Genomic DNA, 14,465 nt, shown 5'->3' on the forward strand with positions numbered 1-14,465 from the left:
GGAGAGTGGGGTGAGCATTTCATCCCGGTGGACGCGTCGCGCCTTCATGGGCGGCGCGGCAGGGGCGGCCGTGTGCGCGCCGATGGTCAATCGCGGCTATTTCGAGCTCGGCGCGCAATCGCCGCGCGCTTATTCGCGCCGCGCGGTCGATTTGGTGCGCGACGCGATGGTTATCGACATGCTCGCGCCGCTGAACCTCGATCTCGATCCCAACGCCCATGCCAAGCCGCTCACCGCCAAGGCGGCTGAGGAGTTCAAGGTTAGTGGCATCACCGGCTTCCACTGCGCCTTCGGGATGAGCGGTCCGGACGTCTATGCCGAGACGCTCGCCTATATGGCCGCGTGGCAGGGCTATTGCGGCCGCAACCCGCACGTCTTCTCGCTGATCGGCAGCGCCAAGGATCTCGATCAGGCCAAGGCGGACGGCAAGGCCGGCGTGATCATGGGTGTCCAGAATGCCGAGCATTTCCGCACCGCCAAGGATGTGCAGACCTTCTACGATCTCGGCCAGCGCTGCTCGCAGCTCACCTACAACAGCCAGAACATGATCGGATCAGGCAGCACCGACCGCATAGACGGCGGTGTCAGCGATTATGGCGTCGAGGTCATCGAGGCGATGAACAAGACGGGGATGCTGGTCGACGTGTCGCACAGCGGCGATCGCACCACGCTCGACGCGGTCGAGCTGTCGAAGGTGCCGATCGCCTATACCCACTCCAACTGCCGCGCGATTGCCGGCCATCCGCGCACCAAGACCGACGAGGCGATCGTCGCGCTTGGAAAGAAGGGCGGTGTGATGGGCATCACCGGCGTCCGCATGTTCGTCAGCAAGACCGATCCCACCAACGTCGGCCATATGGTCGATCATATCGACCATGTCGTGAAGCTGACGGGGATCGAGCATGTCGGCATCGGCTCTGACGCAGATTTGAACGGCTATGACGACATGCGCGAGGACCAGTACAAGATGTTGAAGGCCGCCTACAAGGCGAGCTACGCCTTCCGCGAAAAGATCGACATCGACGGCTTCGACCATCCCCGCAAGGTCTTCGACCTGACGGAAGAACTCATTCGCCGCAAATATTCCGACGCCAACATCAAGGCCGTGCTCGGCGGCAATTTCCGCCGTCTGCTCGGCGACACCTGGAAATGACCGCGGACAGGGGCCGCGAAGCTTTGGGGAGAGCTCTCATGATCAAATCGGCATTCTTCGGCTGTACCGCGCTCACGCTGTCGCTCGCGCCGTCCGGCGCTTTCGCGCAGGATACTGCGCCCGCCAGCGGGGCGGGCGTGCTCGACAGCGAGGCGATCGTCGTCACCGCGCAGAAGCGCGAGCAGATCCTGCAGGACGTGCCGATCTCGATCAGCGTCGTCGGCGGTGACCAGCTCGTGAAGCAGGGCGCGACGCAGCTCGTCGATCTCAGCGGCTATGTGCCCGGCCTCCAGGTCGACAGCACCGGCACGCCGGGCCAGTCGACCATATCGGTGCGCGGTGTCGCGCCAGTCGGTCCCAGTCAGACCGTTGGCATTTATCTGGACGATTCACCAGTAGGCTCCTCCAGCTTCTATGCGCGTGCCGTGGGCCTTTCCCTCGATCTTCTGCCCTATGACGTGCAGCGCATCGAGATTTTACGCGGGCCGCAGGGCACGCTCTATGGCGCCAGCTCCATTGGTGGCCTGCTAAAATACGTCACGGTCTCGCCCGACTTGAACAATGTCACCGGACGCGTCGGGGTCGAAGGCTTCGACGTCGCCCATGGCGGCGATCTCGGCTTTGCCGGGCAGGGCATCGTCAGCGTGCCACTCGTGCCCGGGAAACTCGCCGTCAGCGGTAGCTTCGCGTACCGCAAATTTCCGGGCTACATCGACAACGTCCAGACCGGCGCCAAAGATCAGAACGATTATGATCAGACCGGCGGCCGCGTCAGCCTGTTGTGGCAGCCGGATGAGGCCTTCACGATGAGGTTGTCAGGCATCTGGCAAAATATCGATGCCGAAAATAACGCGTCTGTCGTGCAGGATCTAGCGACCGGGAGGCGGATTGGCGATCGCTGGTCCAACAACAATTATATCGACGAACCCTTCGAAAAGGACTTCGAATATTATTCCGCGGTGATGGACTATGATTTCGGCGCCGCAACGCTGACCTCCGCGACGAGTTACAGCGATACCAAGACCGTCGTCGTTCAGGATGCCAGCCGCGTGTTCGGAACGCTCTATCCGCTGTTGACCGGCGGCGCGTTCGATGCAGGGCTGGCGCCCTTCACAAACACTCTCGACCTGGAGAAATTCACGCAGGAACTGCGTCTGACATCCCCCGGCGGGGGCACTTTCGAATGGATGGTCGGCGGCTTTTACACCTATGAGAAGAGCGGCAATCTGCAGGTGATCCGCGCGCTCGATTTCGACGGTAACCCGTTGGTCGGCCTGGATCCGGTGGCAATTGCTTCTCTGCCGAGCAAATACCGCGAATATGCTCTGTTCGGTAATGCGACCTACAGCTTCAGCGAGCAATTCGACATCACGGCCGGCGCACGCTGGGCGCGCAACAAGCAGCGTTTCCGTCAGATCAGCAGCGGCGCCATCGTACCCACGGCGGACGATCCCGGCCGCTCGGCGGAAAGCGTGTTCACGTACAGCATCAGCCCCCAGTTCCACGTCAGCGAAGACACGATGATCTATGGCCGGGTGGCCAGCGGCTATCGCCCCGGCGGGCCGAACATCACCTTCCCCGGAGTCGTGCCCACGGTCAGCTCGGATTCTCTCACCAGCTACGAAATCGGCGTAAAGTCGAACCTGCCGGCGTCCGGCGTGTCGCTCGAACTGGCGGCATTCTACCTCGACTGGAAGGATATCCAGCTGAGCGTGAACTTCGACGGAGTCACTGGACTTTCCAACGCAGGCTCGGCGCGCAGCCTGGGCCTCGAAGGCTCGCTCATCTGGCAACCGGTCGAGGGGCTACGGCTCGGCGTCAACGGCGCGTATGTCGATGCCAAGCTCACGTCCGAGCCGCCGCCGAGCGTTGGCGGCGCCGACGGCGACCGGTTGCCGCGCATTCCCCGGTTCAGCGGCTCGTTCACCGCCGATTATGCCTTCCCGGTCGGCAGCAACGAAGCCAGCATCGGCATGGGCATACGTCACTCCGGCGGCCGGCTGTCGCTGGTCGAAAGCAATCCGGACACGGTTCGCGCCAAGGCGTATACGGCGATCGACGTCAACGCCCAGATGACGTTCGACGAGCGCTGGACGCTGCGCGTCTATGCCCGCAACCTGACCGATACCAGGGCGGCCTTGACGCGGGATCTGTCCACCGACGGCCTTGGCCAGCCCTATCAGTTCTCGGTAACGCCGCTGCAGCCGCGGACGATCGGCATCGCCGCCGAATATGCCTTCTGAGGAAAAGCGCCTTCGATGAACGCTCCCTTCGATCCGGGCGCGGCGGGCGCCGCGCTGGCGCTGCCGCAGCCTTACCTGCTGTTCCTCGGCGACACCGCCGAGGCCAGCTATGCCAAGACGGCCTTCGGGCTGCGCGACTGGGCGGGGGAGCGGTGCGTCGGCGAACTCGCGCTTTCCGACCGGACGGTGACGACCGGCCTGCCGCGCCTGTCTCCTGCGGAAGCGCGAGCGAAAGGCGCGCGCGCGCTGGTGATCGGCGTCGCCAATGAAGGCGGCATCATCGCCGATCACTGGGTGGCCTCGCTGGTCGAAGCGCTCGACGCGGGGCTAGACATCGTCAGCGGGATGCACGCGCGGCTCGCCGACATTCCCGCGCTGCGCGAAGCAGCGGCGCGCAACGGCCGGCGGCTTATCGATGTTCGGACCCCGCCGGCGCGGCTTTCGGTCGGCACCGGCCGCAAGCGCAGCGGCAAGCGGCTGCTCACCGTCGGCACCGATTGCGCGCTCGGCAAGAAATATACGGCGCTGGCCATCGCCAAGGCGTTCGCGGATCGCGGTGTCGACACCGATTTCCGTGCGACGGGACAGACCGGCATAATGATCGCCGGCGGCGGAATGCCGATGGACGCGGTGATCTCGGATTTCGAAGCGGGCGCCGCCGAGGCACTCAGCCCGGACGCCGCACCCGATCATTGGGATGTGGTCGAAGGGCAGGGCTCGCTGTTCCACCCGGCTTATGCTGCGGTGTCGCTCGGCCTGCTCCACGGCAGCCAGCCGGACGTGTTCGTGGTCTGCCACCGGCCTGGCCGGACGCACATCATGGGGCTCGCCGATTTCGCGCTGCCTTCGATCGAGGAGGTGATCGACATGACGACACGCCTCGGCCGCCTGACCAATCCGGCCATCCGCTGCGGCGGCATCGCGCTCAATACCGCGTCGCTCGGCGATGCCGAAGCGGCGGAGGTGATCGCGGAGCATAAAGCGCGGCTCGGCCTGCCCGCGGCCGATCCGATCCGCGGCGGCGCGGCCTTCGATGCGCTGATCGATCATTGTCTGGCCTGAGCTGATGCACGCGGGGGCGGACGGAACGAAGTCGACCTGGTTCCAGCGGTTCCTGCTGCCCGGTTTCGCGTTCAAGGCGGTAGTGATCGGCGGCGGCTATGCCACCGGCCGCGAGCTGGCCGAATTCTTCCTGCCGAGCGGTCCGGCGGGCGGCCTGCTCGGTCTGCTGCTGACGACCTTGATCTGGAGCGCGGTGTGCGCCGTCGCCTTCGCCTTCGCGCGGTTAGTCTCGGCCTATGACTATCGCAGCTTCTTCAAGGCGCTGCTCGGTCCGATCTGGATCGCGTTCGAGATCACATACCTTCTGTTCCTGGTGCTGATCCTCGCGGTGGTCGCGGCGGCGGCGGGGGAGATCGGAAGGGCGCTGTTCGGCCTGCCGGTGATCGCCGGCACGCTCGCGCTGGTCGCGGCGATCGCCGGGATCACCGCCTTCGGCAATCGCGGCGCGGAGAACCTGTTCCGTTACGCCTCGACCTTCATCTATCTGGTCTATGCATTGTTCCTGATCCTGGCGCTGGCCAGCTTCGGCGACCGTATCAGCCCCGCGCTCGCATCGGGCGTGCCGACCGACGGCTGGGTCATCGGCGGGATGACCTACGCGAGCTACAATGTGGTGGCGGCCGTCGCGGTGCTGCCGTTCCTCCGCCACCTCACCAGCCGGCGCGATGCACTGGTCGCGGGCGCGCTCGCCGGGCCGCTCGCAGCGCTGCCCGCGATCATCTTCTTCCTGTGCATGACCGCCTGGTATCCTGCGATCGGCAGCGAAACCTTGCCGTCGGACTTCCTGCTCCGCCGCATCGGTCAGCCGTGGCTGCATCTGATATTCCAGCTCATGATTTTCTGCGCGCTGCTGGAAACCGGCGTCGGTGCCGTCAATGCGGTGAACGAGCGCGTGGACGAGGCGCTCAAAGGCGGCTTCGCGCCGGCGCTGCGGCTCACGCTTTCGGCCGCATTGCTGCTCGGATCGGCCTTCGTTGCGGCGCGCATCGGCCTGATCGATCTCATCGCCAGCGGCTATGGCGCGTTCGGCTACATCATGCTGGCGCTGTTCGTCGTGCCCCTGCTCGTGCTCGGGACGCTGCGGCTGGTCCGCGCCAACACCGATCGACTGGAAAGGGAAGGCCAATGAGGATCGTCCGCAAGGCAGCTTTCGCAACGCTGCTATTGTGTATCGCGCCCGCGCTTCACGCGGCACCGCCCGAAGGGTTCGAGGCACGCGTCGAGGCTTTGCGCAAGCAGGCGGGCGTGCCCGGCCTTTCGCTGGCGATCGTCGAGAACGGGCAGACGACGATGGCGCGCGGCTTCGGCGTGCGGCAGCTCGGCCGACCCGAGACGGTAGACGGCGCAACGATCCTGCCGACCGGATCGACCGGCAAGGCGTTCACCGTCGCGGGACTGGCCATCCTCGTCGATCAGGGGCGGATCAAGTGGGACGACAAGGTGATCGATCACCTGCCGTGGTTCCGTATGTATGATCCCTACGTCACGCGCGAGATGACGGTGCGCGATCTGCTCGTCCACCGTAGCGGCCTCGGCCTCGGCGCGGGCGACCTGCTGTTCGTGCCGCGCACCAATCTCTCCCGGCGCGAGAGCGTCAAGCGCCTCGCCCATATCAAGCCGGCGACCAGCTTCCGCTACGGCTATGCCTATGACAATATCCTCTACATGGTCGCCGGCCAGCTCATCGAGGAGGTAACCGGCCAGACCTGGGAGGCCTTCACCGCCGAGCATGTGCTGAAGCGCGCGGGCATGAACGTCTCCACCGCCGACGAGGATGCGCGCTTCGCCACCGCCAACCGCGCCTTTCCGCACGCGCGGATGAACGGCGGGCTGCGCGGCGCGGGCGATCAGGAGCGGCTCGACGAACGCGACGAACTCGGACGCAACGCCGCGCCCGCCGGCGGCCTTGCGATCAGCGCGGAGGACATGACGCGCTGGCTCAAGATCCAGCTCGCGCACGGCGCGTTGCCGGAAGGCGGGCGCCTGTTCAGCGAGGAGCAGGCGAAGGAGATGTGGACGCCGGTGGTGCTCCAGCCGATCAGCCCGATGCCGGAGGAGCTGAAGCCCGCCGAGCCGATGTTCGACGGCTATGCGCTCGGCTGGGACGTGCGCGACTATCGCGGCGCGAAGCTCGTCTGGCACGGCGGCGCGGTGTTCGGCTTCCTGACCGCCGTGGTGCTGATCCCCGAGAAGAACGTCGGCTTCTCGATCATCATCAATTCCGAGGACGGCTATCTCATTCGCGGGCTGATGTTCGAGCTGATCGATCATTATCTCGGCGCACCCGATTACGGCTGGCCGGAGAAATGGGCAGGCTTCGCCAAGAAGCGCGTCGCCGCGGGCGTCGCGGCGATGAAGGCGCAGCAGGCGAAGCCCGCCAAGGTCGGCCCGTCGCTTCCGCGCGGCCGCTACGCCGGCACTTTCACCGATCCCTGGTACGGAAATATCGAGATCAAGCCGGCGGGGAAGGGGCTCGCGATCGATTTCAAATCGACGCCGCGGATGGGCGGGCGGCTCGAACATTGGCAATATGACACGTTCGTCACCCGCTTCGACGACAAGACGATCGAGCCTGCCTATGTCACCTTCGCGCTCGATGCCGACGGCAAGGTGGACCGGATCACGATGAAGGCCGTCTCGCCGCTCGCGGACTTCAGCTACGATTATCACGATCTGCTGTTCACGCCCGCGGCTGCGGGGAAATGAGGCGGCTGGCGCTCGCGCCGGTCGCGCTGCTGCTCGCGTCGGCGGCGCCGGCGCCCGATTATGATCTCGTCATCCGCGGTGGCCGCGTTCTCGACGGCGCGGGCAATCCGTGGGTGCGCGCGGACGTGGCGGTGAAGGATGGCCGCATCGTGCGTGTCGGCCAGGTTCCGGGCCGTGGGGCGCGCGAGATCGCGGCGGGGGACCGCTACGTCGCGCCCGGCTTCATCGACATGATGGACCAGTCGACCGAGGCACTGCTGGAAAACGGCCTCGCCGAAAGCAAGCTCCTGCAGGGCGTGACGACGGTCATCGCTGGGGAGGGCGGCACGCCCGGCGATGCGGCGGACATTCCCGCCTATTTCGGCAAGCTCGAAACGCTGGGCATCTCGGTCAACTTCGGCACTTATTACGCCTCGCATCAGGCGCGGGTGAAGGTGATGGGCGACGGCGCGGGTGCGCCGACGCCTGCGCAGCTCGAAGCGATGCGCAAGGAGGTGGCGACGGCGATGCGCGCCGGCGTCTTCGGCATATCGTCCGCGCTCATCTATCCGCCGAGCAGCTTCCAGAGCACGTCGGACCTCATCGCGCTCGCCAAGGAAGCGGGCAAGTGCGGCGGCTTCTATTCCAGCCACATGCGCGACGAGAGCGGCAAGCTGGTCGAGGCGGTCGAGGAAGCGATCGCGATCGGCGAGGGCGGCGGCGTCAAGGTCGAGATCTTCCATCTGAAGGCGGCATTCGCACCGGGCTGGGGCAAGCTGATGCCCGCCGCGCTGGCCAAGATCGACGCGGCGCGCGATCGCGGCGTCGATGTCGCGGCCGACGTCTATCCCTATGTCGCCGGCGGCACCGGGCTCGACGTCAGCGTGCCCAACTGGTTGTGGGCCGATGGCGAGGAGAAGGGTCTCGCGCGGCTCAAGGATCCAGCGGTCCGCGAGCGTATGAAGAGCGAACTGGCGGCGGGTCCGCTGCCCGATTGGACGAACCTGGTCCATGCGTCCGGCGGCTGGGAAAATGTCCGCCTCGCTAATGCAAATTCCGCCGAATATGATCGCTTCAATGGCCAGACCCTTGCCGCGATCGGCAAGGCGCTGGGCCGCGATCCGGCCGATGCGTCGTGGGACATCTTGCTCGCCGCCGCGGCACAGAAGAAGCGCGCGATGGCGCTGTTCTTCATGATGAGCGAAGAGGATATCGCAGCGGCGCTGCGCCGTCCCTGGGTCAGCATCGGCAGCGATGCCTCTGCGGCGGTCAAGCTTGGCGGCGTCGACGCGCTCGGCTTGCCCCATCCGCGCGCTTACGGCACCTTCCCGCGCGTGCTCGCCGAATATGTCGGCAAGCGCAAGGTGCTTACTCTGGAGGATGCGGTGCGCAAGATGAGCGGCTGGCCGGCACAGCGCATGGGCCTTTCCGATCGCGGACTGATCCGCGAGGGGATGCGCGCCGACATCATCCTGATCGATCTGCCGAAGGTGCGGGATGCGGCGACGTGGGAGAAACCCACCGAGCCCGCAACCGGCATCGACACCGTGATCGTCAATGGCAAGCTCACCATCGACGCGCGCCGCCACACCGGCGCGCGCGCGGGCGCCGTGCTGCGCCACCCCTGTCCATCCGTGGAGACATTATCTTGAAGAAGCTTCTGCTCGCCGCGCTGCTCGCCGGCGGCTGCACCGCGCAAGGCCCCAGCCCCGAGCCGGCGCCCCCAGCCGATCGCCACAAGCGCATCCTTACGCTCGACACCCATCTCGATACGCCGATGCATTTCGCGCGCGCGGGCTGGAGCTTCGCCGATCGACACACGCTCGCCAATGATCTCGTCCAAGTCGACATTCCGCGTATGGCCGACGGCAATCTCGATGGCGGCTTCTTCGCGATCTACACCGCGCAAGGGCCGCTGACGCCGGAAGGCTATGCCGCGGCGCGCGATTACGCCTTCCAGCGCTCCGACCTGATCGACGCCACGATCGCGCGCTTCCCCGATCGCATCCTCCCCGCACGCACCGCGGCGGATGCGGTGCGCATCGCGGGCGAGGGCAAGCTCGTCGCGTTCAAGAGCATGGAGAACAGCTACGCGCTGGGCGAGGATCTCGGGCTGCTCGCCGAGTTCCAGCGCCGCGGCGTGCGGATGGCGGGTCCGGTCCATTCGAAGAACAACCAGCTCGCCGATTCCGCAACCGACAAGGCGCGCTGGAACGGACTCAGTCCGCTCGGCCGCCAGTGGGTCGCGGAGATGAACCGGCTCGGCATGGTCATCGACGCGAGTCATTCGTCCGACGCGGCGTTCGATCAGATGCTGGAGCTTTCGACGACGCCGCTGATCCTCTCGCACTCGGGCTCGCGCGACTTCTTCGACAATCCGCGCAACCTTGATGACGCCCGGATCCGCAGGCTCGCCGAGAAGGGCGGGGCGATCTGCGTCACCACCGTGTTTCTCTCCAACATGAACCTCAGCCCGGCGCGGGCCGAATTGTTCGGGAAGCTGGAAGCGATCGGCACGCTAAGCCCTGAGGAGCAGGCCGATCTCACCCGCCGCTGGCGCGAGCTCGACAAGACCGAGAGCATGTGGGCGGACGATTTCGATCGCTTCATGCAGGGCGTGCTCCACGTCATCAAGGTCGCCGGGCCGGATCACGTCTGCTTCGGCGCCGATTGGGATGGCGGCGGCGGCATCAAGGGCATCGAGGATATCAGCGCGCTGCCCAAGGTGACTGAGCGGCTGAAGGCGGCCGGCTATTCGGACGCGGATATCGAAAAGATGTGGAGCGGCAACGTGCTGCGCATCCTGCGCGCGGCGGAGGCCGGCGCGGCGCGCTGAGCCGCGCATCCCGCGGCTCCTTCGGGCGTTGAGAGGAGGCCATGAGCTTCGTCCAAACCGCGACCGTCCTGATCCGCGACAATGCGCAATGGGCGCCGCTGATCGTCGGCGGCCTCGCGTTCGGGGAATCGCTCGCCGTCATCGGGCTGTTCATTCCTGCCATCGCGGTGATGATGTTCGTCGGCGGGCTGATCGGGACGGGGATCGTCGAGCCCATCCCGGTCATCGCCGCGGCCATTCTCGGATCGGTGCTCGGCGACTGGGTATCCTACTGGATCGGACGGAGGATCGGCCCCGGCATCTATTATCGCTGGCCGCTCGCCGGCCACCGCCAGCTCGTCGCCCGCGCGCGGTTGTTCTTTCGGCGGTTCGGTCTCGTGTCGGTTTTCTTCGGCCGCTTTCTCGGCCCGATCCGGGCGACCATACCGGTGGTCGCGGGCGTGATGCGGATGGATCAGCGCCGCTTTCAGACCGCGAACGTCGCATCGGCGGTCGTCTGGGTGCCGGGCCTGTTCGCGCCCGGTTACCTCACCACGACGGCGCTCGCCGGATTAGGTATTTCGGAGGGAGCGCGGTGGGCGATCATCGCCGGCGTGATCGCGCTCGCCTGCGCGGCCGGCAGCTGGATCGGCTATCGTGTGCTGAAAGCCAACGCGCGCCGGATGGCGGAGCGTCGCGCCCGCGCCCAGCGCGCCTGATCAGCCGATCTCGGTCCGCCCGCGACCGCGCTGCTTGGCGCGATAGAGGAGGCGGTCGGCCCGCTTCAGCACATGCGCCGCGGATTCGGCGACCATCGCCTCGGTCACGCCGGCCGAGAAGGTGACGTTGCCGATCACCTCATGCGTGTCGCGTACGCGCAGACTCCGGCTGGCGATCGACTCGCGCGCCTGATCGACGATGCGCATCGCCTCCGCCGCGAGCATGTCCTGGAACAGGATGACAAATTCCTCGCCGCCGAACCGTGCGACGAGATATTTGTCACACTGGCCGGCGAGCAGCTTGGCGAAGAGCTTGAGTACGCGATCGCCGACGTCATGGCCGTGCGCATCGTTGATCCCCTTGAATCGATCGACGTCGCAGAGCGCGAGGCTGACGTCCTTCCCCTGCGCGCGCAGCTCGGTGTAGCGCGCCTCGAACGCGCGGCGGTTGGGGAGGCCCGTCAGCGGATCGGTCTGCGCCTCGTGCGATGCGCAGGCCAATTTGCCGCGCAGCACGTTCGCTTCCTCGGTCGCTTCGTCGAGCTGGCGCTCGGCCTTACGCGTCCGCTCGATCATCGACGAGGTGATCGCGATCAGCTTGTCGAGCACTGCGGAATCCGTGACGGATTCGAGCTGCGCGGCGCTTTCCGCCAGATCCTGCCGATAGACTTCGACATCGCTGCGCGTCTTCTCGACGATCGCGGCGAAGCTTTCCATCTGCCGTGCGGCCTCTTCGCGCTCCGCCTTCTGTTTCTCGTCGTCCACCGCCGGCGCCGCGCCGCCCGTCTCGGCGACGATCCGGTCGGCATCGCCCTGAGTGAGCCGCAGCCCGTCTCCGGTCGCCGCCGCGACTGCCGCCGCGGCGGCGGCATTGGTGCGGGTGATGAGCTGGTGGACCAGCAGATAATTGGACGGCGTCGGCTCGAGCCGATGCTCCTGCAGGAACCCGCCGATCTCGCGAAAGATGCGGAATGGGTCCGCTGTCGGCGCGAATTGCGGGACGGGCGCGGCGCTCTCGGGGCGAGGATGCTGATGCAGCGTCATTTCAGCTGAGCCCTTTCGGCGGTCTTCCGCTCGGCCGGCGTCCGCCAGGCGAGCGTGATAGACATGCGGCGGTTACGCGGATCGTAGCGGTCCGCCGCCACGAACGGCTCGCGATCGGCGACGCCTTCGATGCGCACGAAGCGATCGACCTGGACGCCGCCCTGCGACAGCGCGGCACGCGTCGCCTCGGCGCGGGCGGTGGAGAGCATCCAGTTGTTCATCGTCTGGCCCGACGCATAGGGCAGCGAGTCGGTGTGGCCGCGGACGATCACCGGGTTGGGCACGTCGTCGATCACCTCCGCGACCTCGCCGATCAGCGCGCGCGCCTGCGGCAGCATCTGATCGGTGGCCAGGCGGAACATCGAGAAGTCAGCCTCGTCGACCAGGTCGATGCGCAGCCCCTCGGTGGAATCGGTGAAGCGGATGTTCTTCTTGAGCGCCCGCAGCGCCGGCTTCTGCTCCATCTTCTGGAGCAGCGCCTGCTTCAGCCGCTCGAAGCGCGCCTTGTCCTCGGCACGGCCGGCATCGCCCGCCTGCGGCCCGCCGACGGCAGACTTGGGGATAGTGATACCGCGCTCGCCGGTTTGCGACGCCTTGTGCGGATAATTGTCGTCCGCGATGATCGAGTCGCCGCCGAGCGGGCCGTTCGATCCGGCGCTCTTCTGCTTGAACTCGACCAGCGTCGGCGTGAAGAAATCGGCGATCCCGCGCCTTTTGTCCTCATCGGTCGCGCCGAGAATCCAGAGCAGCAGGAAGAAGGCCATCATCGCGGTCACGAAGTCCGCATAGGCGACCTTCCACGCGCCGCCGTGATGGCCGCCGTGGCCGTCCGCGATCACCTTCTTGACGATGATCGGGCGGACTTCGGGCTGGTTGTGGCCCTTCTTCGCGGCGGTCGCCATCGTATCAGCGCCCGCGCATGCCGTCGAACACGTCGGCGAAGGCCGGCTGGTTCGAATGGGTAATACCCGAGCGGGCGGCTTCGATCACCAGTGGCAGCGGATGGCCGTGCAGCGAGGCGACGATGATCTGCTTGACGACGTGATAGATGGCCGCGTCACCCTCGATGACCTGCTTGGCGCGCTGCGCGAAGGGGCCGACGATGCCGTAGGCGAGCAGCACGCCGAGGAAGGTACCGACGAGCGCCGAGCCGATCATGCCGCCGAGGATCGCGGGCGGCTGATCGATCGAGCCCATCGTCTTCACGACGCCGAGCACCGCCGCGACGATGCCCAGCGCGGGGAGCGCGTCCGCCAGGCCCTGCAGCGTGTCGGCCGGGCGGATCGTGTCGTGGTGGTGCGTCTTCAGCGCATTGTCCATCACCTCTTCCACCGCGTGCGGATCGAGCGTGCCGGAGGAGACGACCACCAGCCGTAGCGTATCGGCGATGAGGTGGACGAGCGTGTCGTCCTTCAGGAGCTTGGGATATTCGGCGAAGATCGGGCTCGCCTTGGGATCCTCGATATGCGGCTCGACGGCGACGGGGCCGTCGGTGCGCAGCATCTTCATCAGCTTCGAGACGAGGAAGATGGTGTCGAGATAATCCTGCTTGCCGTATTGCGGACCCTTGAAGATCTTCATGAAGCCGCTGCCCAGCGCCTTCAGCTCCTTCATCGAATTGCCCGCGATGACCGCGCCGACCGCGGCGCCGCCGATGATGAGCATTTCGTGCGGGACGGCATGCATGACGGGGCCGAGCGCGCCGCCGGTCAGCGCGAACCCGCCAAACACCATGACGAGTAGAACAACGACGCCGACTGCTGCAAACATGGATGACCCCGAAGCTTATTGGGGATCCGGGTTGGGCCCCGCTCCCTTCCGTCATAACGACGCGGGAGGCGGTTTTTTTAGGCCGCGGGCGGTTTTTTAGCCGCCGCGAGCCTGGTCAGCGGAGCAGATCGAACAGTGTGCTCTGGTTGACATTGGCGAAGATCGCCTGCGCCGCCTTCAGCGACAGATCGCGTGACTGCATGCGCGCGATCGCCTCGGGCATGTCGACGCCCTCGATGTCGATACGCTGCCCGGCAAGCGTGATCTTCGATTCCTCGAGCCGATCGACGATCGAGTCGATGCGCGCGGCGCGGACGCCCTGATCGGAGCGGGCGGCGCGGATGCGCGTCTGCCCCGCCTGGACATCGTCGAGCGAGACGGTGATCGCAGCGGCGCGCGCGGCGGGATCGGCGATCTCCACCGCATCGGCGGCATCGCGCAGGATATCGCCGAGCGCAGCCGGGCCCGTAGTGGCGGGAATTCCTTCGAACAGCGCGGCGTAGCCGGCGACGGGCGACAACGTGATCCCCGCGCTGACCGGGATCTGCAGCTCGGCATTCGACCGGAAGAGCGGCTCGCCGCGATCGTCGCGCGCCGCCATCAGCGAGGCGACGTCGTCGGCAATGCCCCGCAGCTCCTGCGCGAAGACTGCACGGTCGGCGGCCGAATAGGTTTCGTTGCGCGCCGAGAGCATCAGCTCGTTGGCGCGGTCGAGCGCGCTCGCGATCGAGGTCAGATTGTTGTTGCCGCGCGCGGCCAGCCCTTCGGCCACCGAAAGATTGCGCAGCCAGGCCTCTTCGTTCGCCTGCGCCTGCGCGATCTGCGAGACGCGCGCGGCGCCGATTGGATCGTCGGAGGGGGCGAGGATCTTCTTCTGGCTGGAAATCTCGGCCTGCGCGCGTGCGATCTCCTGCGCCAGCCGCGTCTGGCGGTTGATCTCGAGCGTGAGGCGATAGCGGGTGCCGCTGATCATG

The 14,465-nt window shown here is 66.4% G+C and carries 12 protein-coding genes; 8 read left to right on the plus strand and 4 right to left on the minus strand.

Translation table 11 applies throughout. From position 1 onward, the window contains the following. The first annotated feature begins 10 nt into the window (after positions 1-10). Genes B9N75_RS09885 through B9N75_RS09920 form a run of 8 tightly spaced genes read left to right on the plus strand, consistent with a single transcriptional unit; the run spans position 11 to position 10,677 of the window. Entirely contained in the window at positions 11-1,153 is a 1,143-nt protein-coding gene (locus B9N75_RS09885) for a dipeptidase (RefSeq protein WP_244552320.1), read from the plus strand. 38 nt (positions 1,154-1,191) lie between these two features. Continuing rightward, a complete protein-coding gene (locus B9N75_RS09890) occupies positions 1,192-3,396 on the plus strand; it encodes a TonB-dependent receptor (protein ID WP_172840865.1) in 2,205 nt (734 codons plus the stop codon). A gap of 15 nt (positions 3,397-3,411) precedes the next feature. Next, a complete protein-coding gene (locus B9N75_RS09895) occupies positions 3,412-4,458 on the plus strand; it encodes an N-acetyltransferase DgcN family protein (protein WP_085218650.1) in 1,047 nt (348 codons plus the stop codon). 4 nt (positions 4,459-4,462) lie between these two features. Next, positions 4,463-5,587: a YkvI family membrane protein gene (locus B9N75_RS09900; RefSeq protein WP_085218651.1), complete on the plus strand. Its 1,125-nt coding sequence runs from the start codon at positions 4,463-4,465 to the stop codon at positions 5,585-5,587. After that, positions 5,584-7,164, plus strand: a complete 1,581-nt coding sequence (locus B9N75_RS09905) for a serine hydrolase (RefSeq protein ID WP_085218652.1) — start codon at positions 5,584-5,586, stop codon at positions 7,162-7,164. The genes B9N75_RS09900 and B9N75_RS09905 overlap by 4 nt, the downstream gene beginning before the upstream one ends. Then, complete coding sequence (locus B9N75_RS09910; protein WP_085218653.1) at positions 7,161-8,795, plus strand: N-acyl-D-amino-acid deacylase family protein; 1,635 nt, start codon at positions 7,161-7,163, stop codon at positions 8,793-8,795. Before B9N75_RS09905 ends, B9N75_RS09910 begins: the two co-directional genes overlap by 4 nt. Beyond that, on the plus strand, positions 8,792-9,979 hold the full coding sequence (locus B9N75_RS09915) for a dipeptidase (protein ID WP_085218654.1): 1,188 nt from the start codon (positions 8,792-8,794) through the stop codon (positions 9,977-9,979). Before B9N75_RS09910 ends, B9N75_RS09915 begins: the two co-directional genes overlap by 4 nt. 41 nt (positions 9,980-10,020) lie before the next feature. After that, a complete protein-coding gene (locus tag B9N75_RS09920) occupies positions 10,021-10,677 on the plus strand; it encodes a DedA family protein (protein WP_085218655.1) in 657 nt (218 codons plus the stop codon). Here the strand turns inward: B9N75_RS09920 and B9N75_RS09925 are convergent, their stop codons facing one another. The 4 genes from B9N75_RS09925 to B9N75_RS09940 form a co-directional block, all read right to left on the minus strand. Further along, the gene (locus tag B9N75_RS09925; RefSeq protein WP_085218656.1) at positions 10,678-11,721 is read right to left on the minus strand and encodes a GGDEF domain-containing protein; all 1,044 of its coding nucleotides are present in this window, start codon (positions 11,719-11,721) and stop codon (positions 10,678-10,680) included. Beyond that, positions 11,718-12,623 (minus strand): flagellar motor protein MotB, encoded by a 906-nt coding sequence (locus B9N75_RS09930; RefSeq protein WP_085218657.1) that lies wholly within the window; start codon positions 12,621-12,623, stop codon positions 11,718-11,720. Before B9N75_RS09930 ends, B9N75_RS09925 begins: the two co-directional genes overlap by 4 nt. Positions 12,624-12,627: 4 nt before the next feature. Beyond that, the gene (motA, locus tag B9N75_RS09935; protein ID WP_085218658.1) at positions 12,628-13,491 is read right to left on the minus strand and encodes a flagellar motor stator protein MotA; all 864 of its coding nucleotides are present in this window, start codon (positions 13,489-13,491) and stop codon (positions 12,628-12,630) included. A gap of 115 nt (positions 13,492-13,606) precedes the next feature. After that, on the minus strand, positions 13,607-14,464 hold the full coding sequence (locus B9N75_RS09940; protein ID WP_085218659.1) for a flagellin: 858 nt from the start codon (positions 14,462-14,464) through the stop codon (positions 13,607-13,609). Position 14,465 lies beyond the last annotated feature (1 nt).

The sequence above is a fragment of the Allosphingosinicella indica genome (assembly GCF_900177405.1).
In the GTDB taxonomy this organism is placed as follows: domain Bacteria; phylum Pseudomonadota; class Alphaproteobacteria; order Sphingomonadales; family Sphingomonadaceae; genus Allosphingosinicella; species Allosphingosinicella indica.

What these genes read in the sequence shown, in the direction of transcription:
- B9N75_RS09890 (WP_172840865.1), top strand. Translation starts at nt 1,192, where the DNA reads ATGATCAAATCGGCATTCTTCGGCTGTACCGCGCTCACGCTGTCGCTC.
- B9N75_RS09895 (WP_085218650.1), top strand. Translation starts at nt 3,412, where the DNA reads ATGAACGCTCCCTTCGATCCGGGCGCGGCGGGCGCCGCGCTGGCGCTG.
- B9N75_RS09900 (WP_085218651.1), top strand. Translation starts at nt 4,463, where the DNA reads ATGCACGCGGGGGCGGACGGAACGAAGTCGACCTGGTTCCAGCGGTTC.
- B9N75_RS09905 (WP_085218652.1), top strand. Translation starts at nt 5,584, where the DNA reads ATGAGGATCGTCCGCAAGGCAGCTTTCGCAACGCTGCTATTGTGTATC.
- B9N75_RS09910 (WP_085218653.1), top strand. Translation starts at nt 7,161, where the DNA reads ATGAGGCGGCTGGCGCTCGCGCCGGTCGCGCTGCTGCTCGCGTCGGCG.
- B9N75_RS09920 (WP_085218655.1), top strand. Translation starts at nt 10,021, where the DNA reads ATGAGCTTCGTCCAAACCGCGACCGTCCTGATCCGCGACAATGCGCAA.
- B9N75_RS09925 (WP_085218656.1), bottom strand. Translation starts at nt 11,721, where the DNA reads ATGACGCTGCATCAGCATCCTCGCCCCGAGAGCGCCGCGCCCGTCCCG.
- B9N75_RS09930 (WP_085218657.1), bottom strand. Translation starts at nt 12,623, where the DNA reads ATGGCGACCGCCGCGAAGAAGGGCCACAACCAGCCCGAAGTCCGCCCG.
- motA (WP_085218658.1), bottom strand. Translation starts at nt 13,491, where the DNA reads ATGTTTGCAGCAGTCGGCGTCGTTGTTCTACTCGTCATGGTGTTTGGC.
- B9N75_RS09940 (WP_085218659.1), bottom strand. Translation starts at nt 14,464, where the DNA reads ATGATCAGCGGCACCCGCTATCGCCTCACGCTCGAGATCAACCGCCAG.